Below are 21,705 nucleotides of genomic sequence, written 5' to 3' on the forward strand. Positions count from 1 at the left end.
TCCGCTGTCCGTACCCGGAATTCACTCCCGTGTTCGGCGCTGAACATCAAATTCACGCCGACCGCTGGCGTGTCGCCGGCGTTATAGATAATTTCTAAGAAACGTTCCAGAGTGCCGGCCGGCAAATCGGGACAATTTTTTGCGTTGCGACCAAGGTCGTAAAGGGAAAGTGAAACATCATGCGGCTCGTCGCCGAAGGATTGAGTGCCAAGCGCGGCGAGGATTTGATTTTCCACGATATTTCCTTCGAAATCGCCGGCGGCGAGGCGCTTGTCGTCAAGGGGCCGAACGGCTCCGGCAAGTCGACGCTGCTGCGGGTGCTCGCGGGCCTTCTGCCGGCGGAATCGGGAACGGCGAAACTTCTTGCTGCAGCGCAACCGGTCGAGCGCGTCGGCGAGGCCGCGCATTATCTCGGCCACCGCAATGCGATGAAGCGCGAGCTGACGGTGGAGGAGAACCTTACCTTCTGGAAGGCCTTCTTCGGCGATTTTGCCGGAGGCGAGGGCGTCACCGTCGATGCGGCGGTGGAGGCCGTCGGCCTCGGCGGCATCGCCCACCTGCCGTTCGGCTATCTCTCGGCCGGCCAGCAGCGCCGCATGGCGATGGCCAAGCTGCTCGTCGCCTGGCGGCCGGTCTGGATCCTCGACGAGCCGACGGCGGCGCTGGACGTCGCAGCCGAGGAGATGTTTTCCGGCCTCGTCATGGCGCATCTGGCCCGCGGCGGCCTCGCCATCGCCGCGACGCACCAGCCGCTCGGGCTTGAGGGTGCGCGGGAGCTGCGGCTGGCGGGGTTCGTGTCGGTCGACGCGGGAGGCTGGGCATGATTCCCCTCCTCTTGCGCGACATCAAACTCTCCGTGCGTGCCGGCGGCGGCGCGCTGATCGGTGTCCTCTTCTTCATGACGGTCGTCGCGGTCATTCCCTTCGGTGTCGGGCCGGACCTCAACCTGCTCTCGCGCATCGGCCCGGCGATCCTGTGGATCGGCGCGCTGCTCGCCGCGTTGCTCGGGCTCGACCGGCTGTTCCAGGCCGAGCGTGAGGACGGATCGCTCGATCTTCTCCTGATGCAGGAGACGCCGCTGGTGCTGACGGTGTTCGTCAAGTGCCTGGCGCACTGGATCGCGACCGGCCTGCCGCTCGTTATGGCCTCGCCGCTGCTCGGGCTCTTCATGAACATGGACGAGATTGCGATCGGGGCGACGACGCTGACGCTGCTTGCCGGCACGCCGGCGCTCACCTTCATCGGGGCGGCTGGGGCGGGCATTGCCGTGGCGCTGCCGCGCGGCGGCCTGCTCGTGTCGATCCTCGTTCTGCCGCTCGCCATTCCTGTGCTGATCTTCGGCGTCAGCGCGGTCCATGCGGCGATTGAGGACCCGGCGCCCTTCCTGCCGCCCTTCCTCGTCCTCGTCGCGCTCAACCTGTTCTTCGCCGTCATCGGCCCGGTGGCGGCGGCGGCGGCGCTTCGGCTTTCGAGCGACTGACGCGACGAATTGACGGGAATGTGATTGCGGCAGATCAATTGAAGCGGGGGGGCTTCCGCGTTAAAGAACCATCATGAGCGAACCAAGCCTTGCCATCCGCAAATTCAGCGACCTCGCCAACCCGACCCGGTTCCTGGCGCTGGTCGCGATCGTCTGGCCCTATCTTGCCGGGCTGACGCTCTGTCTTTTCGCCGCGGGGCTCTATCTCTCCTTCACCACAACAGGCGACTACCAGCAGGGCGAGACGGTGCGCATCATGTATGTGCATGTGCCGGCGGCCTGGCTTTCCATGATGTGCTATACGGTCATGGCGCTTTCGGCGCTCGGCACGCTCGTCTGGCGCCATCCGCTCGCCGATGTGTCCGCCAAGGCGGCCGCGCCGATCGGCGCCTGCTTCACGCTGGTCGCGCTCATCACCGGCTCGCTCTGGGGCAAGCCCATGTGGGGCACCTGGTGGGTGTGGGATGCGCGGCTCACCTCCGTCTTCGTGCTGTTCCTGATGTATCTCGGCCTGATCGCGCTCAACCGGGCCATGGACGACCCGACGCGGGCGGCCAAGGTCAGCGCCGTGCTGATCCTCGTCGGCTTCGTCAACATCCCGATCATCAAGTTCTCCGTCGAATGGTGGAACACGCTGCACCAGCCGGCCAGCGTCGTGCGGCTCGACGGGCCGACCATCGACCCGGAATTCCTCTGGCCGCTCCTCGTGATGGCGGTCGCCTTCACGTTCCTGTTCTTCACGCTGCACGTCCTTGCCATGCGCAACGAGATCCTGCGCCGGCGCATCGCCGTGCTGCGTCGGCATGCCGCCCGCTCCGCCGGCCGTCCGGGAGATGCGGCATGAGCCATGCCTTCTATGTGACGGCCTCCTATGTCGCCGCCTTCGCCGTCGTGGCGGTCCTCGTCCTGTGGGTCTGGCTGGACCATCGCGCGCGCCACCGCGAGCTGGCGCAGCTCGAAGCGGCGGGAATCCGCCGCCGTTCGGCGCGCAGCGGGGAAAAGCCATGAGCAGCACCGACGGCAATGCGGAGAGCGGCGGCAAGCGCACGCGCCTCGTCCTTGCGGCGCTTCCCCTGGCGATCTTCGCGGGCATGGCGGCGATCTTCTTCACCATGCTGACCGATCCCAACCGCAACACGTCCGAAATCCCCTCCGCGCTGATCGGCACCAAGGCGCCCTACCGCGACCTGGAGCCGCTGGTCGGGGCGATGAAGGACGGCGCGCAGGTGCCGGCGCTGACGGCCGAGAGCGGCAAGGGCAAGCTGACGCTCGTCAATTTCTGGGCGTCCTGGTGCGTGCCCTGCCGACAGGAGCATCCGGTCATCCTGGCGCTGTCCAAGGACCCGCGCCTCAACGTCGTCGGCGTCAACTACAAGGACGGCAGCGAGAACGCGCTGCGCTTCCTCGGCGAGCTCGGCAATCCCTTCTCCGCCATCGGCCTCGACCCCGTCGGCAAGATGGCGATCGACTGGGGCGTCTACGGCATCCCGGAATCCTACCTTGTCGGGCCGGACGGGACGATCCTCTACAAGAAGGTCGGCCCCTTCGACGACAGGAGCCTCAAGGACGGGCTCTATCCCGCCATCGAAAAGGCGCTCGGCACGCCGGCGCAGGCCGGCTGAGGCAGGCCGCCGACCGGGCCATGGAGCCCGGCCGGAATGGCCATCAGGCGGCGAGGCCCTTCTTTTCCAGCATGGCCTCCGGGCTCGGCAGCTTGCCGCGGAAGGCCTTGTAGGCGTCTTCCGGATCGACCGAGCCGCCGACGGCGTAGATATAGGTCTTCAGCCGCGCGGCCATGGCCGGGTCGAAGGCATCACCTGTCTCGGTGAAGGCGGCGAAGGCGTCGGCGTCGAGCACCTCCGACCACATGTAGGAATAGTAGCCCGCCGAATAGCCGTCGCCGGAGAAGACGTGCTGGAAATGCGGCGTGGCGTGGCGCATGACGATGGATGCCGGCAGGCCGATCGTTTCCAGCACCTCCTGCTGCACCGCCATCGGGTCCTCGACGGCGCCGCGCGTGTGGAAGGCCATGTCGACCAGGGCGGAGGATGTGAACTCCACCGTCGCGAAACCGGAATTGAAGGTGTGGGCGGCGAGCACCTTGTCGAGCAGCGCCGCGGGCATCGCCTCGCCGGTCTGGTAGTGCACCGCATAGCGCGTCAGGATCTCCGGCACGGTAAGCCAGTGCTCGTAGAGCTGCGAGGGCAGTTCGACGAAATCGCGCGCGACGCCGGTGCCCGAGACCGAGGGGTAGGTGACGTCGGAGAGCATGCCGTGCAGGGCATGGCCGAATTCATGGAAGAGCGTGCGCGCATCGTCGAGCGAAAGCAGCGCCGGCTTGCCTTCGGCAGGCTTGGCGAAGTTGCAGACATTGTAGATGATCGGCAGTTCGCCGACCGTGCCGTTCTTGAGCGGCAGGCGGTGCTGGCTCTGGTAGGAGCTCATCCACGCGCCCGAACGCTTGGAGGCGCGGGCGAAGTAGTCGCCGAGGAACATGGCGACAAGCCGGTCGTCGCGGTCGCGGACCTCGAAGACGCGGACATCGGGGTGATAGACCGGCACGCCGGTCTTCTCGACGGCGCGGATGCCGAACAGCCGCCCGGCGACGTCGAAGCAGGCGTCGATGATCTTTTCCAGTTGCAGATAGGGCTTCAGCTCCGCCTCGGAGAAGCTGAACTTCTTCGCGCGCAGTTTTTCGGCATGATAGCGCCAGTCCCAGGGCATGACCGCATGGTTGTGGCCTTCCTCAGCGGCGAGGGCGGCGAGTTCCGCCTCTTCCTCGCGCGCCCGCGCCACGGCCTTTTCCCAGACCTGCATCAAGAGGCCGTTCACCGCCTCCGGCGTCTTGGCCATGGTGTTGTCGAGTTTCAGCGCGGCGAAATTCGTATAGCCGAGCAGGCCGGCCTTTTCGGCGCGCAGCGCCAGCGTCTCCCTGACGATGCCGCGATTGTCCGTCTCACCATCGTTCTCGCCCCGCGCCACCCAGGCGCGAAAGGCCTGTTCGCGCAGGTCCCGGCGGGCGGAGAAGGTGAGGAAGGGCTCAATGATCGAGCGCGACAGCGTGACGGCGAAGCGGCCGTCCTCGCCGCGTTCGCGGGCCGCGGCGGCCATGGCGTCCTTCAGGAAGTCCGGCAGGCCGTCGAGCGCATCGCCCTCGTCGAGCAGGAGCGCCCAGTTCTTCTCGTCGGCCAGCACGTTCTGGCCGAATTTCGCGCCGAGCCCGGCCAGCGTCTCGTTGATCGCGGCGAGCCGGTCCTGTTCCGGCTTTGCCAGCCTGGCGCCGGACTTGACGAAGCCCTTCCAGTGCCGCTCCAGCACGCGGGTCTGTTCCAGCGAGAGGTTCAGCGTCTCGCGGGCCTCCCAGAGCGCGTCGATACGGGCGAAGAGCGCGGCATTGGTGCCGATCTTCGAATAGTGCCGCGACATCTTTGGCGCGATGTCGCGTTCCAGGGCCTGGATCGTGTCGTTGGTGTTGGCGCCGGCCCGGCTCCAGAAGAGCGCGGAGACTCGGGAGAGTTCGTCGCCGGCAATTTCGAGCGCGGCGATCGTGTTGTCGAAGGTCGCGGGCTCCGGATTGCCGGCGATGGCGTCGATCTCCGCCTCGTGCGCGGCGAGCGCGGCGGCAAACCCGTCCGCGAAGGCGTCGTCCTTCACGAGATCGAAACGCGGCAGGCCGTTGAGGCCGGTCCACTCGACGAGGGCGGGATCGATGCGCGTTTCGGTCATGGGAGTCTGGTCCTTTCTGGCAAATCAGCGTGCGGCGAATATAGGAATGGAGGAGGGCTTTGGTACAGGGCGGCCGCGCAAAATAGACGGGAACCGCTGGGCGATCACGGCGTTAGGGCACGAGCGGCGGCCCGCCTCTTGACGCGGAGGGCAACTTCGGTGAAAAGATGGCCATCCGCGGCCTTTGACATCGGGTTGCCGCGGTGAACCTTGGTGCCGGGCCCCTCTGGCGAGAGTTTTTACGGCGCTCTCGTGATGTCGGTACCGCCAGCAATTAGCCGGCGGATTCATACGCACATGAACATCCTGACCATGCCTGACCCGCATGCCCTTCGCGGTATGCGTTTTTCGCTTTCCCGTACCTCCAGCATGGAGGCGCTGTCATGATCGGCAACGGCGAAGGCAAATCCACCCTTTCCTACCTGAAGTGGGCGTTCATCTTCACCGCCATCGGCCTGGTGCTCGGCGCCTGGCTCGGCTGGCAGACGACCGGAACGCTTTCCGGCATGGCGACCGTCTTCTTCATCTGCGCCGTGCTTGCGGTGCTGGAGATCTCGCTCTCCTTCGACAACGCCATCGTCAATGCGAACAAGCTGAAGGACATGACGCCGGTGTGGCAGCACCGCTTCCTGACCTGGGGCATCATCATCGCCGTCTTCGGCATGCGCATCGTCTTCCCGCTGCTGATCGTGGTGATCGCGGCCCGCATCGGCCCGTTCGAGGCGATCCTGCTGGCGGCCCGCGAGCCGGCGGAATATGCCCGCATCATGAACGACGCGCATCTGCCGATCGCTGCCTTTGGCGGCACCTTCCTGATGATGGTCGGCCTTACCTACTTCTTCAACCATGAGAAGGACGTGCACTGGATCGGCTTCATCGAGAAGCACATGGCCCGCTCGGCCACCGTCAAGGGCATCGAGATCGCCTTCGTGCTGCTGCTGATCCTGGTCTTCTCGAACCTGCTTGAGGGCGAGGACGCCAACACCTTCGTCTTCTCCGCCATCTACGGCCTCCTGACCTTCCTTGCGGTGGAAGTCGTCGGCGGCCTGCTCGATGCCTCGCAGAAGGCGATGTCGGAAGCGGCCAAGGGCGGCCTCGGCGCCTTCATCTACCTGGAAGTGCTCGATGCCAGCTTCTCCTTCGACGGCGTCATCGGCGCCTTCGCGCTGACGCAGAACCTCTTCATCATCGCGATCGGCCTCGGCATCGGCGCCATGTATGTGCGCTCGATGACGATCATGCTCGTCGACAAGGGCACGCTGGCCGAATACCGCTACCTGGAGCACGGCGCGTTCTACGCGATCCTCATCCTCTCGGTGGTCATGTATTGCCAGACGCTGGTGCACATTCCGGAAGTCATCACCGGCCTTGGCGGCGCGACGCTGATCGGCATCTCGCTCTGGTCGTCGATCCGCTACAACAAGCGGGAACGCGCGCGGGAAATCCATGGCGACCTGCACGGCTCCGACCGCGTGGCGGCCCATCTCGGCGAACGCGCCTGAGGCACCATGGGCCGGCCGTTCCGACGGCCGGCTTCCTTCTTCTTCAGAAGAAGACGAAGCCCTGAATATAGAAGGCCCGCCGGTCTTGCGACCAGCGGGCCTTTCGTTCAAGGAATTCTCTCTACGGCGTCAGATGCGCGGGAAGTCGGCGGGATTGATGCCGAGCGTTCTCAGGTCGCGTTCCTTCGGGCGGCGGTGCCCTTCGACAGCCGCGGCGGCTGCATTGGCAGCGCTCAGTACGGCGAAGGCCCGGCCGAAGAAGCCCTGGGCGAAGGAGTTGCGGAGGGTGGTCATTGGATTGCTCGCTTTCTGTTTTAGCTTACGAGCAGAAGATGATGTCTCGGGCCTCAAAGGACAAGTAACGGAATCTCAGCCCAGCCATGCAACGGACGCAGGCCGGAAACGGGTGTTTCCGGCCTGCGTCTTGTTCGGCCTTGGGAGGGACCGTCGGTAAGGTTCAGTCTTCGTTGGCCGCGAACTGCGAGAGCACTTCGCCCTTGCCGCGGGCGCGCAGGATGAGCGGCACGACGACGGCGAGGATCGCCAGCACGAAGAGTACGGCGGCGATCGGCGACAGGAAGAGCGCGGAGACATCGCCCTGACTGATCGCCAGCGCCCGGCGCAATTGCTGCTCCGCCATCGGCCCGAGGATGAGGCCGACGACGACGGGCGCGATCGGATAGCCGAAGATGCGCATGGCAAAGCCGAGCAGGCCGAAGACGAGCAGCATGCCGAGTTCGAAGACCGACGGGTTGGCGCCGATCGTGCCGAGCGTCGCAAAGAGCAGGATGCCGGCATAGAGCCAGGGTTTCGGGATCGTCAGCAGCTTCACCCAGAGGCCGATCAGCGGCAGGTTCAAGACCAGCAGCATGAAATTGGCGATGAGCAGGCTGGCGATCAGACCCCAGACGAGCTGCGGATTGGTCGCGAACAGGAGCGGGCCTGGCTGCAGGCCGTATTGCTGGAAGCCGGCGAGCATGATCGCCGCCGTCGCCGTGGTCGGCAGGCCGAGCGAGAGCAGCGGCACGAGCGTGCCGGCGGCGGACGCATTGTTCGCCGCCTCCGGGCCGGCGACGCCCTCGATGGCGCCCTTGCCGAACTCTTCCTTGTGGCTGGAGAACTGCTTTTCCGTCGAATAGGACAGGAAGCTGGCGATATCGGCGCCGCCGGCCGGCATGGCGCCGATCGGGAAGCCGATGAAGGTGCCGCGCAGCCACGGTTTCCAGGAGCGGGCCCAGTCCTGCGCGCTCATCCAGATCGAACCCTTCACCGCCTCGACCTTGTCGGGGATGCGGTCGCCCTGGCAGGCGACGTAGAGCGTCTCGCCGATGGCGAACATGGCGACGGCGAGCGTCGTCACCTCGATGCCGTCGAGCAGGTCCGGAATGCCGAAGGAAAGCCGCGCCTGGCCGGTCTGCTGGTCGATGCCGATGACGGCAAGGCTGAGGCCGACGAAGAGGGCGGTGAGGCCGCGCAGCGTCGAATCGCCGAAGGCCGCCGAAACGGTGACGAAGGCGAGCACCATCAGCGCGAAATATTCCCGCGGGCCGAAGGAGAGCGCGAACTTGACCACGAAGGGCGCGATGAAGGCGAGACAGAGCGTGGCGATGAGACCGGCCACGAAGGAGCCGATCGCCGCCGTCGCAAGCGCCGGCCCGCCGCGGCCGGCGCGGGCCATCTTGTTGCCCTCGAGCGCGGTGACGACGGAGGCGCTTTCGCCCGGCGTGTTGAGCAGGATCGAGGTCGTCGAGCCGCCATACATGCCGCCGTAGTAGATGCCCGCGAACATGATGAGGGAGCCGGCCGGATCGAGCTTGTAGGTGACGGGCAGCAGGAGCGCCACGGTGAGGGCCGGGCCGATGCCGGGCAGAACGCCGACGGCGGTGCCGAGCGTCACGCCGATCAGCGCATAGAGCAGGTTCATCGGCTGGGCGGCAATGGTGACGCCCTGCAGCAGGAATTCGAATGTACCCATCGTCAGCTCCTCAGAAGAACAGGTGTTCCAGCGGCCCGGCGGGCAGCGAGAGCTGCAGGAAGCGGCCGAAGATGATGTAGACGACGAAGCTGAAGGCGATGCCGATCGGCAGCGAGATCCACAGCTTGCGCCGGCCGAAGCCGAAGGCGGTCAGGGCGAAGAGCACGCCCGTCGCAATCGAGAAGCCCGCAGTCTTGAGCAGCAGCATCTGCCCGGCAAGGCCCGCCACGATGAAGACGACCGGCTTGACCTCGATCGGCTCGCGCTCCGGGAAGTCGCCGCGCCAGGCTTCGAAAGCCGTCCAGACGGCGAGCAGGGCAAGGCCGATGGCAACGACATGCGGCACGGTGGCGGGGCCGATGCGGGAATAGTTGCTCATCTCCGCAAGGCGTCCGGCATCCCACCAGATCACGGCGGCGATGGCGAAGAGGACGGGGGCGATGACCAGCGCCGCCCGGTCGGGGCGGCGCCTTTCGTTGGAGGGGACCCCGCTCATTTGACGAGCCCGATGTCCTTGAGGATGCTTTCCGTCGCGGCGACGTCCTTTTCGAGCTGCTCCTTGAAGGCATTGCCGGCCAGATAGGTGTTCTGCCAGCCCTTGGTCTTCAGGGTGTCCTGCCAGGCGGCGGAGTTCACGACCTTCTCGATATCGGTGTTGATGGCTGCCACCTGCTCGGCCGAAAGGCCGGGCGCTGCGGCGACCATGCGCCAGTTCTCGACGACGACGTCGAGGCCGCCTTCCTTGATGGTCGGGGCGTCGATGCCGTCCACGCGCTCGGCGCTGGAGATGGCGATCAGGCGCAGCGTGCCGGCCTTCACCTGGGCCTCGAACTCGCCATAGCCGGAAATGCCGGCCGTCACCTGGTTGCCGAGAATGGCGGCAAGCGCCTCGCCGCCGCCGGAATAGGCGATGTAGTTGATCTTGGTCGGATCGACGCCGGCGGCCTTGGCGATCAGGCCGGCCGTGATGTGGTCCGTGCCGCCGGCCGAGCCGCCGGCCCAGGAAACGGCGCCCGGATCGGCCTTCAGGGCCGTCACGAGGTCGCCCATGGTCTGGATCGGCGAGGCGGCCGGAACGACGATCGCTTCATATTCGCCGGTGAGGCGGGCGATCGGCGTCACGTCGTTGAGCGTCACCGGCGACTGGTTGGTGAGGATCGCGCCGACCATGACGTAACCGCCGACGATGAGGGCGTTCGGGTTGCCGCTGTTCTGGCTGGCGAACTGGGCAAGGCCGATCGTGCCGCCGGCGCCCGGAACGTTCACCACCTGCACGCTGCCGGAGATCTTCTCGTCCTGCAGGACGGTCTGCAGCGAACGGGCCGTCTGGTCCCAGCCGCCGCCCGGGCCGGCCGGGGCGATGATCGTGTAATCGGCGGCAAGCGCCGGAAGCGCCATCGCGCCGGCGATGAGGGATGCCAGGAAGAAGTGTTTCAAGAGTGTATCCTCCGTCAGGCGCGGCTTTGCGCGCATCGTTGCCTCTGGCGGGAGGATGGGCGGCCGGTGGCGGCGCGAACGGCTGTCCGCGGGCGCGATCTCGGCAGAATTCTCCTCCCGGTCTTCCGTCCGCCTCCACGGACGATGAAGAGCCCAAAGGCACCACAGGAAGCTGACATCTACCTGACATTGCGCTGCCGCACGGTCGCGCTTCGCGCTACTGCGTGCGCAGAACCTCGTTCCAGCGGGCGATCAGCCGGGCCCGCTTCACCTGGTCGAGATAGACCATCAGGCCCGGGCTGACAGGCACGGGCTTGAGCTGCGCGCCGAGCAGCGCGCTCATCGTGCGCGCCGTGTTGGTGCCCGACACTTCGGGGCTGACGGCGGCGATCTGCAGTTCGCGGGCCATGATCGTCTGGCCCTCCTTCGACATGAAGAAGGCGAGGTAGCGCCGGCCGAGTTCGGGGGAGGCGGCGGCCTGCGGCACGAGGCCGATGCGCGACATCACGACGGTATAGTCCTTCGGCAGCACGATGCCGACATCGGGATGGCGCGAGGCCCAGTCCGCCGCGTAGGAGCCGAGGATGTTGTAGCCGAGCACGAAGCGTCCGTCGGCGACGCGCTCCAGGATGGCCGAGCTGGTGGAATAGAGCTTCACACCCGCAGCCCCCATGGCCTGGATCACCGTCCAGATGTCGCCGAACTGCTCCTGGTCGCGCGCCATGAAGAGGAAGCCGACGCCGGAACGCTCGATGTCGTAGGTGCCGATGCGGCCATAGACCGTCTCGCCCTGCCGCTTGAGGTAGTCGACGAACTCGGCGCGCGAGGCCGGCGGCTTTTCGTCCTTGAAGCTCGGCTTGTGGTAGACGAAGACGGCGGGCTCGAAGGTCAGCGCATAGGCGGTGTTGCGCCAGTTGGCCCAGGCCGGCCAGCGGTCGCTCATCGGCAGGTCGCTGCGCTGGGCATAGCCGTCATTGCTGAGCTTGACCTGGAGGTCCATCGCCGAGGAGAAGGCGAAATCGGCCGTCTTCTCCCCGGCATCCGTCTCGCGCACGATGCGGTCGTAGACCTCGCCGGTCAGCATCTCGTCATAGCGCAGCGCCACATCCGGATTGGCCTGCTGGAAGCCCTCGATCATCGGCCGGGCGAGCGGTTCGTCCAGCGAGGAATAGACGACGAGCACCGGCGCATCCGCATCGCCGTTGCGGGCCGGGAAGAAGGCCGGCTCGGAAAATGCGGGCAGGGGCGCTGCCAGGAGCGCGAGAAGCATGAGGACAAGACGCATGGGGCGACCTTGCCAAAGCGCGAGGCCGTTCACAAGTGCGCCGCCCGCCGTTAAGTTCACGGCGGGAGGACGAACGGCGTGCGCATTCTGCTGGTCGAGGACAACGAAGCCCTGGCGGATGGCCTGTCCGCCATCCTGAAGGGCACCGGGCATGCGGTGGACGTGGTGCGCGACGGCGCCTCGGCCGATGCCGCCATCGCGTCGGAGAGCTTCGACCTCGTCATCCTCGACCTCACGCTGCCCGAAATGGACGGCCTCGACGTGCTGCGCGCCATGCGGGCGCGCCGGAGCAAGGCGGCCGTCCTGATCCTCACCGCCCGCGGCGCGCCGGAGGAGCGGGTGCGCGGCCTCGACCTCGGCGCCGACGACTACATGATAAAACCCTTCGACATCTCGGAATTCGAGGCGCGCGTGCGCATGCTGCTGCGCCGGCAGGCGGGGCTGCGCTCGGCGGCGATCACCTTCGGCGGTGTCGTGCTTGATCTCAATTCGCGCAGCTTTTCCGCCGACGGCGCGCCGCTCGACATTCCCGCCCGTGAACTCGGCCTGCTCGAAATCCTCTTCATGCGCGCCGGAAAGGTGGTCGCCAAGGAAGCGATCATGCAATCGCTCGCCGCCTTCGACGACGATCTCTCGGCCAATGCCATCGAGCAATATGTCAGCCGACTCCGCAAGAGGCTGGCGCCGCACGGGCTGACCGTGCGCACCGCCCGCGGCATCGGCTACTATCTCGACAAGGCGCCCGCCGCTTGACGCTCCTTCCGGCCTCATCGCTGCGCCGCCGCCTGCTGCTCTGGCTGCTCGTCTCGACGGCGGTGATCGGCACGGTCGCGCTCGTCGATACCTATCACGAGGCCGTCAAGACGGCGAACGAGGTTTCCGACCGGGTGCTCGCTGGGTCGGCGCTGGCGATTGCCGAGCGGGTCGTGGTGACGGAGAACGGCACGCTCGAGGTGGACATTCCCTATGTCGCCTTGGAAATGCTGACCTCGGCCGCGCAGGACCGGGTCTTCTACCGCGTCGACGGGCCGCCCGGCCAGTTCATCACCGGCTACCAGACCCTGCCGACGATCCCGGAGACGGCGGGCCAGCCGATGGGCTTTGGGGATGCGACCTTCCGCGGCGAGCCGATCCGCATCGCGGTGCTGCAGCGTTCGGCGTCTACCGGCATCAATTCCGTGCCCTTCGCCGTCACCGTCGCCGAGACCACCATCGCCCGCCGCCAGCTGACCCAGACGATCCTGCTGCGGTCGGCGCTGCGCCTTACCATGATGATCGCGGGGGCCGCCCTCATCGTCTGGATCGCCGTCACCGTGTCGCTCCGGCCGCTCTACAGGCTCAGCGACGCCATTGCCGAACGCAGCCCGAACGACCTGCACCCGATCGAGCAGCGTGTGCCGAGCGAGGTGCAGGGCCTCGTCGATACGGTCAATTCCTTCATGGTGCGCCTGCAATCGGCGCTCGACGCGCTCCGGCATTTTTCCGGCAATGCCAGCCACCAGCTGCGCACGCCGCTCGCCATCATCCGCACCCAGCTCGCGCTGGCGAGCCGCGCCGGCACGCTGGAGGAGGCGCAGGAGGCCGCCCGCAAGGGCGATGCCGCCGTCGCCCATGCCGAGCGCATCCTCGCCCAGCTCCTGCTGATGGCCAAGATCGATGCCGCCGGCTCCAACGAGCCGCAGAAAACGGCGCCAGTCGATATCGCCGCGCTCGCCCAGCAGCTCACCGCCGACCGCGTGCCCACGGCCGCCGAGGCCGGCATCGATCTCGGCTTCGAGGGAGAGGGACCTGCCTTCGCCCGCGCCGAGCCGCTGCTTTTCGGCGAGCTCCTGCGCAATCTCTTGGAAAACGCCATCGCCTATGCCGGCAACGGGGCGGAGGTGACGGTTCGCGTGCGCCGCGCCGCGGGTGCCGTGCTTCTCGGCGTGGAGGATAACGGTCCCGGCATTCCGCCCGAACGCCGCGGCCTCGTGCGCCAGCGCTTCTCCCGCGGCGAGCATCGCGATGCGCCGGGCATGGGCCTCGGCCTGCCCATCGTGGAGGAAATCGCCGCCCTGTTCGATGCGACGATGGTGCTGGACAGCGGTGCGGACGGCCGGGGCCTCTGCGTGACGATCCGCTTCCCCGCGGTAAATCCCTAGGTGTACATTCTTCCTAGCTATGTGGGTAAGCGGTGTGACAACGGGTTTTCAGCGATAAGGCTGGGCCTTCGCAAAATATGCGATAGCTAAATGTATGACGAAACCGCTTGGGGATTGCCGCGAAAAAATTGTTGGCACTCAACCAGAAGATTCGACAAGAGCCCCACGAATCGCTCAAAGTGAAAAGGTCCATGCGTCTTGCACACGCATGGACCTTGAGTGGAAACAGCCGGTGCGGCTGCGTTGTGATCACCACGGCACCATGATTCATGTCGTGGGAGACGTCAAGACCGTGCCGGCCCTTTTAACGATGGAAGGGCCAGATATGGCTACATTGATGCACCCCGTCACCGGGGTAAAAATTAATCCAGTGATCATCGAACGGAAGTCTTTGACGTTCGATGAAGCGGTGACTGCGCATATCATGCGAATGCAGGGCGTAAAGTACAACATCATCGCCCAACAACTCGGCACCAACACTCACCGCCTCGGTGAAGTGTTCCGTGGTGAGAAGCACAGCGGTTCGAAAGAGGCCGCAATCGCGCTCCTCCGCAAGATAAGCTAGCCCTAAAACATCTGGCCGCCGACGCTTCAGCCGGCGGCCTTTTGGTGTGCGGGAGACGCTATGAATAGCAGTGCTCACGCTTGCCGAGACATCGGCCCGCAGTGCGGGGCAGCCATGACCGTGCCGAATAGCAACCGGGCTGCTTATCTATCCTATTGAATTTTCATGATACTAGTTATTTCTATCCGGGGATGCCCAGCAAAATTTGCCGTTTCGCAAGGCAGCCATGCGCCGCAGTCGTGGCTTGGCGGTTGTTCCTTCCGGCAATGCATAGTAAGCTACGCTTACAATAAGCCAGAAAGTGAACATGTCCTCTCGACCCGATCCCGACGCCCTCGGTTTCGTCCTCATCGACGTTGCCCGTATGCTGCGCAGCGCTTTCGAGCGCCGCATCGCCACCGCCGGTCTCGGCCTCACGCCGGGCGAGGCGCGCACCCTTGTGCGCATCGCCACGCTGGAGGGCAGCCGCCAGCTCGACATCGCCCAGCGCATGGGCATCGAGCCGATGACGCTCTCGACCTATCTCGACCGCCTGCAGAGCCTCGGCTTCATCGAGCGCCGTCCCGACCCGGCCGATCGCCGGGCCAAGCTGATCTTCACCACGCCGGCGGCCGGCGCCCTCATCGCCAGTATCCGCACCGAGCAGGTCGAGCTGATGGAGCATGTGACGAGCGGCATCGGCCCGGAGGAGCTGGAACTGATCCGCGACCGGCTGAAGCGGCTGCGCGCGAATCTCTGTGCCCTTGAGGAGGACAGCGCCGCCCCAGCGCTCGCAAAGGACGCCGGCCGATGACGACGCCGCGCATGAGCGAGCGCCGCACCAGCATCATCGCCGCCTTCCTCGTCGCGCTCGGTCCCGTTTCCATGGCGCTCTATACGCCGGCCATGCCGGAGCTCGTGCGCGCCTTCTCCTCGACGGAATCGGCGATCAAGCTGACGCTTTCGCTCTATTTCGCCGGTTTCGCGCTGTCGCAGCTCGTCTCCGGCACCATGTCGGACGTGCTCGGCCGGCGAAAGACCACGCTGGTCTTCATGACCGTCTATCTCGCCGGCAGCCTGATGGCGGCCTTCGCGCCGAGCGTCGGCGTGCTCCTGGCCGGCCGCCTCGTGCAGGGCATCGGCGCGTCGGTCGGCATGACCGTCTCGCGCGCCATCGTGCGCGACCAGTTCACCGGCACCGAGGCCGCCCGCATCATGAACATGGTCGGCATGATGCTCGCCGTCGGTCCGGCCGTCTCGCCGACGCTCGGCGGCTTTGCGCTCGGCCTGTTCGGCTGGCAGTCGATCTTCTTCCTGATGGTGGGCTTTGCGCTGGCGGCCTGCGGCGCGGTCTATTTCTTTATGGCCGAGACCACGGTGCCGGATCCGGCGAAGGGCCGCATCGGCCCGATCCTTGCGGGCTACGCAGCGCTTGCCACGAGCCGCCGCTTCGTTTCCGCCACGCTCGTCATGGCCGGCGCGGTCGGGGCGCTCTACGGCGAGGCGACCATGCTGCCCTTCGTCCTGATCGGCACGGTCGGCCTGACGCCGACGGAGTTCGGCGTCGGCATGCTCATGCAGTCGGGTTTCTTCTTTGCCGGCACGGTCTGCGTGCGCCTTCTGATGCGCACGGTCGCGCCCGCCCGTATCGTCCTGCCCGGCCTTTGCTTCATCGGCTTTGCCAGCATTTTGATCGCGCTCACGTCGCATCTGCTGACGCCGAGCTTCCTCAGCGTCATGGGGCCGGTCGGCATCTACGCCTTCGGCATCGCCTTCGTCATGCCCTATATGATGACGGCCGCCATGGAGCCCTTCCCCGAGATCGCCGGTTCGGCTTCCGCGGCCATGGGCTTCATCCAGATGGGGGCCGGCTTTCTTGCGGGCCTGCTTGCCGCCGCCATCGGCATGCCGCTTTTCGCCTTCGGCACCATCATTCCCGCCATGGGCCTGATGGGGATCCTGTCCTACGCCTGGTATCACGCGATCTGCAGCCGCGATGCGCAGCTTGCCGCCGCCGAGCCGGCGGAATAACGCCTGCCGGAAACGAAAAGGCCCGCTGCCGGGAACGGCAGCGGGCCTCTTGTCTGGTCGCGATCCGGCGATCAGCCGCGGCGCTTGCGGGCGGCGAGCGTGCGCAGGCGCAGCGCGTTCAGCTTGATGAAGCCGGCGGCATCCTTCTGGTCGTAGGCGCCCTGGTCGTCCTCGAAGGTGACCAGCTTGTCGGAATAGAGCGACTTGTCCGATTCGCGGCCGATGACCATGACATTGCCCTTGTAGAGCTTCAGCGTCACTTCGCCCTCGACATGTTCCTGGCTCTTGTCGATGAGGGCCTGCAGCATCTCGCGCTCCGGTGAGAACCAGAAGCCGTAATAGATCAGCTCGGCATAGCGCGGCATCAGCTCGTCCTTGAGATGCGCGGCGCCGCGGTCGAGCGTGATCGATTCGATGGCGCGGTGCGCGGCGAGCAGGATCGTGCCGCCGGGCGTCTCGTAGACGCCGCGCGATTTCATGCCGACGAAGCGGTTTTCCACGAGGTCGAGGCGGCCGATGCCGTTGTCGCGGCCGTAATTGTTGAGGGTCGCCAAAAGCGTCGCCGGCGACATGCGCACGCCGTTGATGGAGACGGCATCGCCGCGCTCGAAACCGACCTTGATGACGGTCGCCTTGTCCGGTGCGGATTCCGGGGAAATGGTGCGCATATGCACATATTCCGGTGCCTCGACGGCCGGGTCTTCCAGCACCTTGCCCTCGGAGGAGGAGTGCAGGAGGTTCGCATCGACCGAGAACGGCGCTTCGCCCTTCTTGTCCTTGGCGACCGGGATCTGGTGCTGCTCGGCGAATTCCAGGAGATGCGTGCGGCTCTTGAAAGACCAGTCGCGCCAGGGCGCGATGATCTTGATGTCGGGGTTCAGCGCATAGGCGGACAGCTCGAAGCGGACCTGGTCGTTGCCCTTGCCGGTCGCGCCGTGCGCGATGGCGTCGGCGCCGGTCTTGGCGGCGATCTCGATGAGATGCTTGGAGATCAGCGGGCGGGCGATCGAGGTGCCGAGCAGGTAGACGCCCTCGTAGACGGCATTGGCGCGGAACATCGGGAAGACGAAATCGCGCACGAATTCCTCGCGCACGTCCTCGATGAAGATCTCCTTGATGCCGAGCATCTCGGCCTTCTTGCGCGCCGGCTCCAGCTCTTCGCCCTGGCCGAGATCGGCGGTGAAGGTCACGACTTCCGCGCCAAGTTCGGTCTGGAGCCATTTCAGGATGATCGAGGTGTCGAGGCCGCCCGAATAGGCCAGCACGACTTTCTTCACGTCTTTGTGTGATGCCATGGTGATGAGGTCCGTTGCATGGAGGGACGCGGCAAACCCGCGAAAGCCCGGTGTCGCGGCACTTTTAGCGAGATTGGCGCGTGACGCAAGGGCGCGTGCCGCCGCATGGCGGCGCGCGGGCGGATTTGACCCTGTCGGCATAGACCCCATATCTTCCCGAGTGGACCATGGAAGGGGATGATCCCATGACGAACGTTCAAGACATTCTCAAGGAATCCAATGTCGCCGTCATCACCGGCGGGGCCGCCGGCATCGGCCTTGCCGCCGCAAAACGTTTCGCCGAGGCCGGCATGTGCGTTGCCATCGCGGACCGCAATGTCGACCGGCTGGGCGAAGCCCGCGTCGAGCTCGAAACCATCGCCGGCGAGGCGAATGTCATGGCCGTGGAGACGGACGTCGCGCACCGGCATGAGCTGGAGGCGCTGGAGCGCGCCGTGCTGCAGCGTTTCGGGCGCGTGCATGTGCTGATGAACAATGCCGGCATCCAGCCGGACACCTCCATCTTCAGCGCCGAGGCGAACTGGGACCATATCCTCGCCGTCAACCTGATGGGTGTCATCCACGGCACGCAGGTCTTCGGCCCGAACATGCTGGCCCATGGCGAACCGGGTCTCATCATCAATACCGGCTCCAAGCAGGGCATCACCACGCCGCCCGGCAACCCCGCCTACAATGTCTCCAAGGCCGGTGTGAAGGTCTTCACCGAGGCGCTCCAGCATGAATTGCGCAACACGGCGGGGGCACGGCTCTCGGCCCATCTCCTGATCCCCGGCTTCGTCTTCACCGAGCTGACGAAGGGCGAGCGGACGGAAAAGCCGGATGCCGCCTGGACGCCGGCCCAGACCGTCGATTTCATGATGCAGAGCCTGGAGCGCGGCGATTTCTACATCCTGTGCCCGGACAACGACGTGCCGCGCGCGCTTGACGAGCGCCGCATGGCCTGGGCGATCGGCGATGTCATCGAGAACCGCCCACCGCTGTCGCGCTGGCACAAGGACTATGCCGAAAAGTTCCGCGCCTTCGTCGAAGGCGCCTGATGCCGGCGAGCCTTGCCCAGGCATCCCGACAGGGCGACGGGTGAGGGGACAAAGGATTGCCGTTACAGCCGATCATAGACTTTGATTGGCATTTTCCGGAAAGCCGGATTAGAGGTTTTTCACCTCCTCCGGCTTTCAGGGCTTCGCCATGGACTTCCTGCCCACGCTTCCGACGCTTCTCGCCTTCACGGCCGCGAGCCTGCTGCTCGCGATGACGCCCGGTCCCGACATGACGCTGTCGATCAGCCGTGCGCTCTCGCAGGGGCGCGGGCCGGCGCTCTATGTGGTGGCCGGCACCAGCCTCGGCATCGTGGTGCACACGCTGCTGGTCGCCTTCGGCATCTCCGCCCTCATCACGGCCTCGCCGACCGCCTTCCTGATGCTGAAGACCGGTGGCGCCGCCTATCTCCTGTGGCTGGCCATCCAGGCGATCCGCTACGGCTCCAGCCTCTCCGTCAAGGCGACGGCGGGGCCGCGCGGGACGGCGCTTGCCAATATTTCCCGCGGCTTCTGGGTGAACCTGCTCAATCCGAAGGTCATCATCTTCTTCATGACCTTCCTGCCGCAGTTCATCAGCGCGGGCGATCCCGATGTCACCGGCAAGCTGATCTTCCTCGGCCTGTTCTTCATCGTCGTCGGTATACCCGTGAACATCCTGGTGATCCTCGCCGCCGACAAGCTGGCATCCTGGCTCCAGCGGAACCCCAGGGTGCTGCGCGGCATCGACTATACCTTTGCCGGCGTCTTCTCCGTCTTCGCGGCGAAGATCCTGTTCACGCAGGCGCGCTGAGCGGGGTCACACCCGGTAGCGGTAGTGACCGGTGAGGGGATAGGCGAAGAGCACGTCCTCCAGCCGCGCTCCGGCACCGATATTGTGCACGAGGAGGGGGCGCGCGCCGTCGGCGCTGCGGTCGTCCGCCACGATGCCGATATGCGGCAGGTTGCCCGGCAGCATCTGCGAGACGATGTCGCCCGGCCGGTAGTCCGCGCCGTCCCTGCTGACCGGCAGGGCGGCACCCGCCCGCTTCAGGAAGGTCTGCAGGTTCGGTACGCGGCGATGGTCGATGTTGCGGTCGGTGCGCTTCAGGCCCCAGAGCGCCGGATAGGCGGAAAAGGCCTTGCGCATGTCCTCGTGCACGAGGACCTGGAGATCGATGGCAAGGCCGTCGCGATAGGCGCGCACGATGACATCGGTGCACACGCCCCGCTCCCGCGGCACGTCGCCGCCGGGATAGTCCAGCCGGGAATAGGCGGGATCATAGGTCAGCGTGACGCCGATCTGCCGCCGCGCCGCGACCACGAGTTTTTGCGCGCCGCCTTCGGCCGGTTGTGCCCGCAAGCCCGCCGGCAAAACGAGGGCGGCTCCCGAGACCAGGCCGCCTGCAAGCAGCGTGCGACGAAACAGCATGGGCGCCTCCTTCTCCGAGGCGGCACGCTGCGCAGGGAATCGGGCGCTTTGTTGGCGCCTCAGCCGATCAGCAGCGCGTCGTCGTCCAGCGTCTGGCCGCGCATCTTGCGGAACATGGCGATCAGGTCCTCGACCTGCAGCGTCTTGCGGCTGTCGCCAGCGACGTCGAGAACGATCTCGCCGCCGTGCAGCATGACGGTGCGGTGGCCGTAGTCCAGCGCCTGGCGCATGGAATGCGTCACCATAAGCGTCGTCAGCTTGCGCTCGGAGACGATCTTCTGCGTGAGGGTCATGATGAACTCGGCCATGCCGGGATCGAGCGCCGCGGTGTGCTCGTCGAGCAGCAGCACGTCGGAGCCGGCGAGCGTCGCCATGACGAGCGAGACGGCCTGGCGCTGGCCGCCGGAGAGCAGGTCCATCCGGTCGCGCATGCGGTTTTCGAGGCCGAGGTTCAGTTCGGCGATGCGCTCGCGGAAAAGTGCGCGCCGCTGGGGGCCGAGGGCGGAGGCAAGGCCGCGCCGTTCGCCGCGGCGGGCGGCGAGCGCAAGGTTCTCCTCGATGGAGAGCGCGCCGCAACTGCCCGTCAGCGGGTCCTGGAAGACGCGGGCGACGCGGCCTGCGCGGGCGGCGGTGCCCTGGCGGGTCACGTCCGTTGTGCCGATCTTGACCTGGCCTTCGGTGGCGATGACATCGCCGGCGAGAACGCCGAGCAGCGTCGACTTGCCGGCGCCGTTCGAGCCGATGACGGTGACGAACTGGCCTTCCTCGATGGTGAGGCTGACGCCGTTCAGCGCCTGCTTCTGCAGCGGCGTGCCCTTGCCGAAGACGACCTTGATATCGGAAACGGAGATCATCAGGCGGCTCCCCCGCGGCGAAGGCGCGGCAGGACGAGCGCCACGGTGACGAGCAGGGCCGTCACGAAATTGAGGTCGGAGGCCTGGAGGCCGAGCACGTCGGAGGAGAGCGCGAGCTGGATGGCGATGCGGTAGAGGATCGAGCCGAGCACGCAGCCGATCAGCGCGATGAGGATGCCCCTGGCACCGAACAGCGTCTCGCCGATGATGACGGCGGCAAGGCCGACCACGATGGTGCCGACGCCCGAGGTGACATCTGCAAAGCCGTTCGTCTGGGCAAAGAGCGCACCGCCGAGTGCGACGAGCGCATTGGAGAGCGCGATGCCGAGATAGATCTGGCGGTTGGTGTCGACGCCCTGCGCGCGGGCCATGCGGGCATTCGCCCCCGTCGCGCGCATCGAGAGGCCGGCATCGCTTTCCAGGAAGCGCCAGACGACCACGACCGCGACGATGACCAGGATGCCGACGAAGAGCGGGCGGACGTAGAAATCGCGCAGCCCATGGCCGAAGAACGGGCTGATCATCGTGTCGGCATTGATCAGCGCGACGTTCGGCTTGCCCATGACGCGCAGGTTGACCGAGAAGAGTGCGATCATGGTCAGGATCGAGGCGAGCAGGTTGAGGATGCGGAAGCGCACGTTCAGCATCGCCGTGACAAGGCCGGCAATGGCGCCGGCCACCATGGCGACCGCGGCGGCGATCCAAGGATTGACGCCTGCGATGATCAGCACGGCTGCGACGGCCGCGCCGAGCGGAAACGAGCCGTCCACCGTGAGATCCGGAAAATCCAGCACGCGGAAGGCAAGGTAGACGCCGATCGCGACGAAGGCATAGACCAGCCCCAGTTCGACGGCACCCCAGAAGGCAATCAGGCTCACGGTTTCGGCTTTCTCTTTGTCACCCGTTCCGCATTTTCCGCGGGAAGGGCCTTCTTAACAGATCAACCGCTGCCGGGCGATCCGGCAGCGGTTGATTCCGATTGGAAATGTC

At 66.1% G+C, this 21,705-nt stretch carries 24 protein-coding genes; 13 read left to right on the forward strand and 11 right to left on the reverse strand.

Features of this window, described 5'->3' with window-relative positions:
* A partial coding sequence (locus EV665_RS32635) for a hypothetical protein (protein WP_210234635.1) occupies positions 1 to 236 on the reverse strand: 236 nt, incomplete at its 3' end.
* On the opposite strand from EV665_RS32635, the gene ccmA reads away from it, so the two are divergent.
* The 5 genes from ccmA to EV665_RS13110 all read left to right on the forward strand — a co-directional run bounded on the left by ccmA (position 180) and on the right by EV665_RS13110 (position 3,102).
* Positions 180 to 824 carry a heme ABC exporter ATP-binding protein CcmA gene (ccmA, locus tag EV665_RS13090; protein WP_064331897.1) on the forward strand — a complete coding sequence of 215 codons (645 nt, stop codon included), beginning with the start codon at positions 180 to 182 and terminating at the stop codon, positions 822 to 824. The two genes, EV665_RS32635 and ccmA, sit on opposite strands and share 57 nt — an antisense overlap.
* A complete protein-coding gene (ccmB, locus tag EV665_RS13095) occupies positions 821 to 1,480 on the forward strand; it encodes a heme exporter protein CcmB (protein WP_133034443.1) in 660 nt (219 codons plus the stop codon). The genes ccmA and ccmB overlap by 4 nt, the downstream gene beginning before the upstream one ends.
* A gap of 73 nt (positions 1,481 to 1,553) precedes the next feature.
* Entirely contained in the window at positions 1,554 to 2,324 is a 771-nt protein-coding gene (locus tag EV665_RS13100) for a heme ABC transporter permease (RefSeq protein ID WP_133034444.1), read from the forward strand.
* Entirely contained in the window at positions 2,321 to 2,488 is a 168-nt protein-coding gene (ccmD, locus tag EV665_RS13105) for a heme exporter protein CcmD (RefSeq protein ID WP_064331894.1), read from the forward strand. Before EV665_RS13100 ends, ccmD begins: the two co-directional genes overlap by 4 nt.
* The gene (locus tag EV665_RS13110) at positions 2,485 to 3,102 is read left to right on the forward strand and encodes a DsbE family thiol:disulfide interchange protein (protein WP_133034445.1); all 618 of its coding nucleotides are present in this window, start codon (positions 2,485 to 2,487) and stop codon (positions 3,100 to 3,102) included. The genes ccmD and EV665_RS13110 overlap by 4 nt, the downstream gene beginning before the upstream one ends.
* Before the next feature lie 43 nt (positions 3,103 to 3,145).
* Here the strand turns inward: EV665_RS13110 and EV665_RS13115 are convergent, their stop codons facing one another.
* Positions 3,146 to 5,206, reverse strand: a complete 2,061-nt coding sequence (locus tag EV665_RS13115; protein ID WP_133034446.1) for a M3 family metallopeptidase — start codon at positions 5,204 to 5,206, stop codon at positions 3,146 to 3,148.
* 383 nt (positions 5,207 to 5,589) lie between these two features.
* Between EV665_RS13115 and EV665_RS13120 the strand changes: the two genes are divergently transcribed.
* Positions 5,590 to 6,708, forward strand: a complete 1,119-nt coding sequence (locus EV665_RS13120; RefSeq protein WP_064331891.1) for a DUF475 domain-containing protein — start codon at positions 5,590 to 5,592, stop codon at positions 6,706 to 6,708.
* Positions 6,709 to 6,837: 129 nt separating this feature from the next.
* Here the strand turns inward: EV665_RS13120 and EV665_RS32320 are convergent, their stop codons facing one another.
* The 5 genes from EV665_RS32320 to EV665_RS13140 form a co-directional block, all read right to left on the reverse strand.
* The gene (locus tag EV665_RS32320; RefSeq protein WP_162853057.1) at positions 6,838 to 7,002 is read right to left on the reverse strand and encodes a hypothetical protein; all 165 of its coding nucleotides are present in this window, start codon (positions 7,000 to 7,002) and stop codon (positions 6,838 to 6,840) included.
* Positions 7,003 to 7,165: 163 nt separating this feature from the next.
* Positions 7,166 to 8,683 carry a tripartite tricarboxylate transporter permease gene (locus EV665_RS13125; protein WP_064331890.1) on the reverse strand — a complete coding sequence of 506 codons (1,518 nt, stop codon included), beginning with the start codon at positions 8,681 to 8,683 and terminating at the stop codon, positions 7,166 to 7,168.
* A 10-nt stretch (positions 8,684 to 8,693) separates the two neighbouring features.
* Complete coding sequence (locus EV665_RS13130; RefSeq protein ID WP_133034447.1) at positions 8,694 to 9,179, reverse strand: tripartite tricarboxylate transporter TctB family protein; 486 nt, start codon at positions 9,177 to 9,179, stop codon at positions 8,694 to 8,696.
* Positions 9,176 to 10,120 (reverse strand): Bug family tripartite tricarboxylate transporter substrate binding protein, encoded by a 945-nt coding sequence (locus EV665_RS13135; protein WP_133034596.1) that lies wholly within the window; start codon positions 10,118 to 10,120, stop codon positions 9,176 to 9,178. The genes EV665_RS13130 and EV665_RS13135 overlap by 4 nt, the downstream gene beginning before the upstream one ends.
* A 217-nt stretch (positions 10,121 to 10,337) precedes the next feature.
* Positions 10,338 to 11,405: an ABC transporter substrate-binding protein gene (locus EV665_RS13140; protein WP_380686142.1), complete on the reverse strand. Its 1,068-nt coding sequence runs from the start codon at positions 11,403 to 11,405 to the stop codon at positions 10,338 to 10,340.
* A 78-nt stretch (positions 11,406 to 11,483) separates the two neighbouring features.
* Here EV665_RS13140 and EV665_RS13145 point away from each other — a divergent pair, with 78 nt between their 5' ends.
* From EV665_RS13145 to EV665_RS13165, 5 genes are all read left to right on the forward strand, one after another.
* Positions 11,484 to 12,158, forward strand: a complete 675-nt coding sequence (locus tag EV665_RS13145; protein ID WP_064331887.1) for a response regulator — start codon at positions 11,484 to 11,486, stop codon at positions 12,156 to 12,158.
* A complete protein-coding gene (locus EV665_RS13150; protein ID WP_133034448.1) occupies positions 12,155 to 13,546 on the forward strand; it encodes a sensor histidine kinase in 1,392 nt (463 codons plus the stop codon). The genes EV665_RS13145 and EV665_RS13150 overlap by 4 nt, the downstream gene beginning before the upstream one ends.
* A gap of 94 nt (positions 13,547 to 13,640) precedes the next feature.
* Positions 13,641 to 14,111, forward strand: coding sequence for a hypothetical protein (locus tag EV665_RS32640; RefSeq protein WP_210234633.1), 471 nt, complete (start codon positions 13,641 to 13,643; stop codon positions 14,109 to 14,111).
* A gap of 307 nt (positions 14,112 to 14,418) precedes the next feature.
* Positions 14,419 to 14,904 (forward strand): MarR family winged helix-turn-helix transcriptional regulator, encoded by a 486-nt coding sequence (locus tag EV665_RS13160; protein ID WP_133034449.1) that lies wholly within the window; start codon positions 14,419 to 14,421, stop codon positions 14,902 to 14,904.
* Complete coding sequence (locus tag EV665_RS13165) at positions 14,901 to 16,121, forward strand: multidrug effflux MFS transporter (RefSeq protein ID WP_133034450.1); 1,221 nt, start codon at positions 14,901 to 14,903, stop codon at positions 16,119 to 16,121. The genes EV665_RS13160 and EV665_RS13165 overlap by 4 nt, the downstream gene beginning before the upstream one ends.
* 71 nt (positions 16,122 to 16,192) lie before the next feature.
* On the opposite strand, the gene EV665_RS13170 is transcribed toward EV665_RS13165, so the two are convergent.
* Entirely contained in the window at positions 16,193 to 17,416 is a 1,224-nt protein-coding gene (locus EV665_RS13170; protein ID WP_064331883.1) for an argininosuccinate synthase, read from the reverse strand.
* Between the two features lie 185 nt (positions 17,417 to 17,601).
* Between EV665_RS13170 and EV665_RS13175 the strand changes: the two genes are divergently transcribed.
* Both EV665_RS13175 and EV665_RS13180 read left to right on the forward strand, forming a co-directional pair.
* Complete coding sequence (locus EV665_RS13175; protein ID WP_133034451.1) at positions 17,602 to 18,453, forward strand: SDR family NAD(P)-dependent oxidoreductase; 852 nt, start codon at positions 17,602 to 17,604, stop codon at positions 18,451 to 18,453.
* A gap of 148 nt (positions 18,454 to 18,601) precedes the next feature.
* Positions 18,602 to 19,243 carry a LysE family translocator gene (locus EV665_RS13180; protein WP_133034452.1) on the forward strand — a complete coding sequence of 214 codons (642 nt, stop codon included), beginning with the start codon at positions 18,602 to 18,604 and terminating at the stop codon, positions 19,241 to 19,243.
* Positions 19,244 to 19,249: 6 nt separating this feature from the next.
* Here the strand turns inward: EV665_RS13180 and EV665_RS13185 are convergent, their stop codons facing one another.
* From EV665_RS13185 to EV665_RS13195, 3 genes are read right to left on the reverse strand one after another with little or no spacing between them, the layout of a single operon-like run.
* Positions 19,250 to 19,861, reverse strand: a complete 612-nt coding sequence (locus EV665_RS13185; RefSeq protein WP_133034453.1) for a DUF1287 domain-containing protein — start codon at positions 19,859 to 19,861, stop codon at positions 19,250 to 19,252.
* Positions 19,862 to 19,920: 59 nt separating this feature from the next.
* Positions 19,921 to 20,715: an ABC transporter ATP-binding protein gene (locus EV665_RS13190; protein ID WP_133034454.1), complete on the reverse strand. Its 795-nt coding sequence runs from the start codon at positions 20,713 to 20,715 to the stop codon at positions 19,921 to 19,923.
* Complete coding sequence (locus EV665_RS13195; protein WP_133034455.1) at positions 20,715 to 21,593, reverse strand: ABC transporter permease; 879 nt, start codon at positions 21,591 to 21,593, stop codon at positions 20,715 to 20,717. The genes EV665_RS13190 and EV665_RS13195 overlap by 1 nt, the downstream gene beginning before the upstream one ends.
* Between the last annotated feature and the right edge of the window lie 112 nt (positions 21,594 to 21,705).

This window comes from Shinella granuli, assembly GCF_004341885.1.
In the GTDB taxonomy this organism is placed as follows: domain Bacteria; phylum Pseudomonadota; class Alphaproteobacteria; order Rhizobiales; family Rhizobiaceae; genus Shinella; species Shinella granuli.

Bases quoted from the DNA above. Each gene is read 5' to 3' on its own strand.
- EV665_RS13115 (WP_133034446.1), bottom strand. From the start codon at position 5,206: ATGACCGAAACGCGCATCGATCCCGCCCTCGTCGAGTGGACCGGCCTC.
- EV665_RS32640 (WP_210234633.1), top strand. From the start codon at position 13,641: ATGACGAAACCGCTTGGGGATTGCCGCGAAAAAATTGTTGGCACTCAA.
- EV665_RS13100 (WP_133034444.1), top strand. From the start codon at position 1,554: ATGAGCGAACCAAGCCTTGCCATCCGCAAATTCAGCGACCTCGCCAAC.
- EV665_RS13180 (WP_133034452.1), top strand. From the start codon at position 18,602: ATGGACTTCCTGCCCACGCTTCCGACGCTTCTCGCCTTCACGGCCGCG.
- EV665_RS32320 (WP_162853057.1), bottom strand. From the start codon at position 7,002: ATGACCACCCTCCGCAACTCCTTCGCCCAGGGCTTCTTCGGCCGGGCC.
- EV665_RS13140 (WP_380686142.1), bottom strand. From the start codon at position 11,405: ATGCGTCTTGTCCTCATGCTTCTCGCGCTCCTGGCAGCGCCCCTGCCC.
- EV665_RS13110 (WP_133034445.1), top strand. From the start codon at position 2,485: ATGAGCAGCACCGACGGCAATGCGGAGAGCGGCGGCAAGCGCACGCGC.
- EV665_RS13185 (WP_133034453.1), bottom strand. From the start codon at position 19,861: ATGCTGTTTCGTCGCACGCTGCTTGCAGGCGGCCTGGTCTCGGGAGCC.
- ccmD (WP_064331894.1), top strand. From the start codon at position 2,321: ATGAGCCATGCCTTCTATGTGACGGCCTCCTATGTCGCCGCCTTCGCC.
- EV665_RS13130 (WP_133034447.1), bottom strand. From the start codon at position 9,179: ATGAGCGGGGTCCCCTCCAACGAAAGGCGCCGCCCCGACCGGGCGGCG.
- EV665_RS13120 (WP_064331891.1), top strand. From the start codon at position 5,590: ATGATCGGCAACGGCGAAGGCAAATCCACCCTTTCCTACCTGAAGTGG.
- ccmB (WP_133034443.1), top strand. From the start codon at position 821: ATGATTCCCCTCCTCTTGCGCGACATCAAACTCTCCGTGCGTGCCGGC.
- EV665_RS13165 (WP_133034450.1), top strand. From the start codon at position 14,901: ATGACGACGCCGCGCATGAGCGAGCGCCGCACCAGCATCATCGCCGCC.
- EV665_RS13190 (WP_133034454.1), bottom strand. From the start codon at position 20,715: ATGATCTCCGTTTCCGATATCAAGGTCGTCTTCGGCAAGGGCACGCCG.
- EV665_RS13170 (WP_064331883.1), bottom strand. From the start codon at position 17,416: ATGGCATCACACAAAGACGTGAAGAAAGTCGTGCTGGCCTATTCGGGC.
- EV665_RS13160 (WP_133034449.1), top strand. From the start codon at position 14,419: ATGTCCTCTCGACCCGATCCCGACGCCCTCGGTTTCGTCCTCATCGAC.
- ccmA (WP_064331897.1), top strand. From the start codon at position 180: ATGCGGCTCGTCGCCGAAGGATTGAGTGCCAAGCGCGGCGAGGATTTG.
- EV665_RS13175 (WP_133034451.1), top strand. From the start codon at position 17,602: ATGACGAACGTTCAAGACATTCTCAAGGAATCCAATGTCGCCGTCATC.
- EV665_RS13125 (WP_064331890.1), bottom strand. From the start codon at position 8,683: ATGGGTACATTCGAATTCCTGCTGCAGGGCGTCACCATTGCCGCCCAG.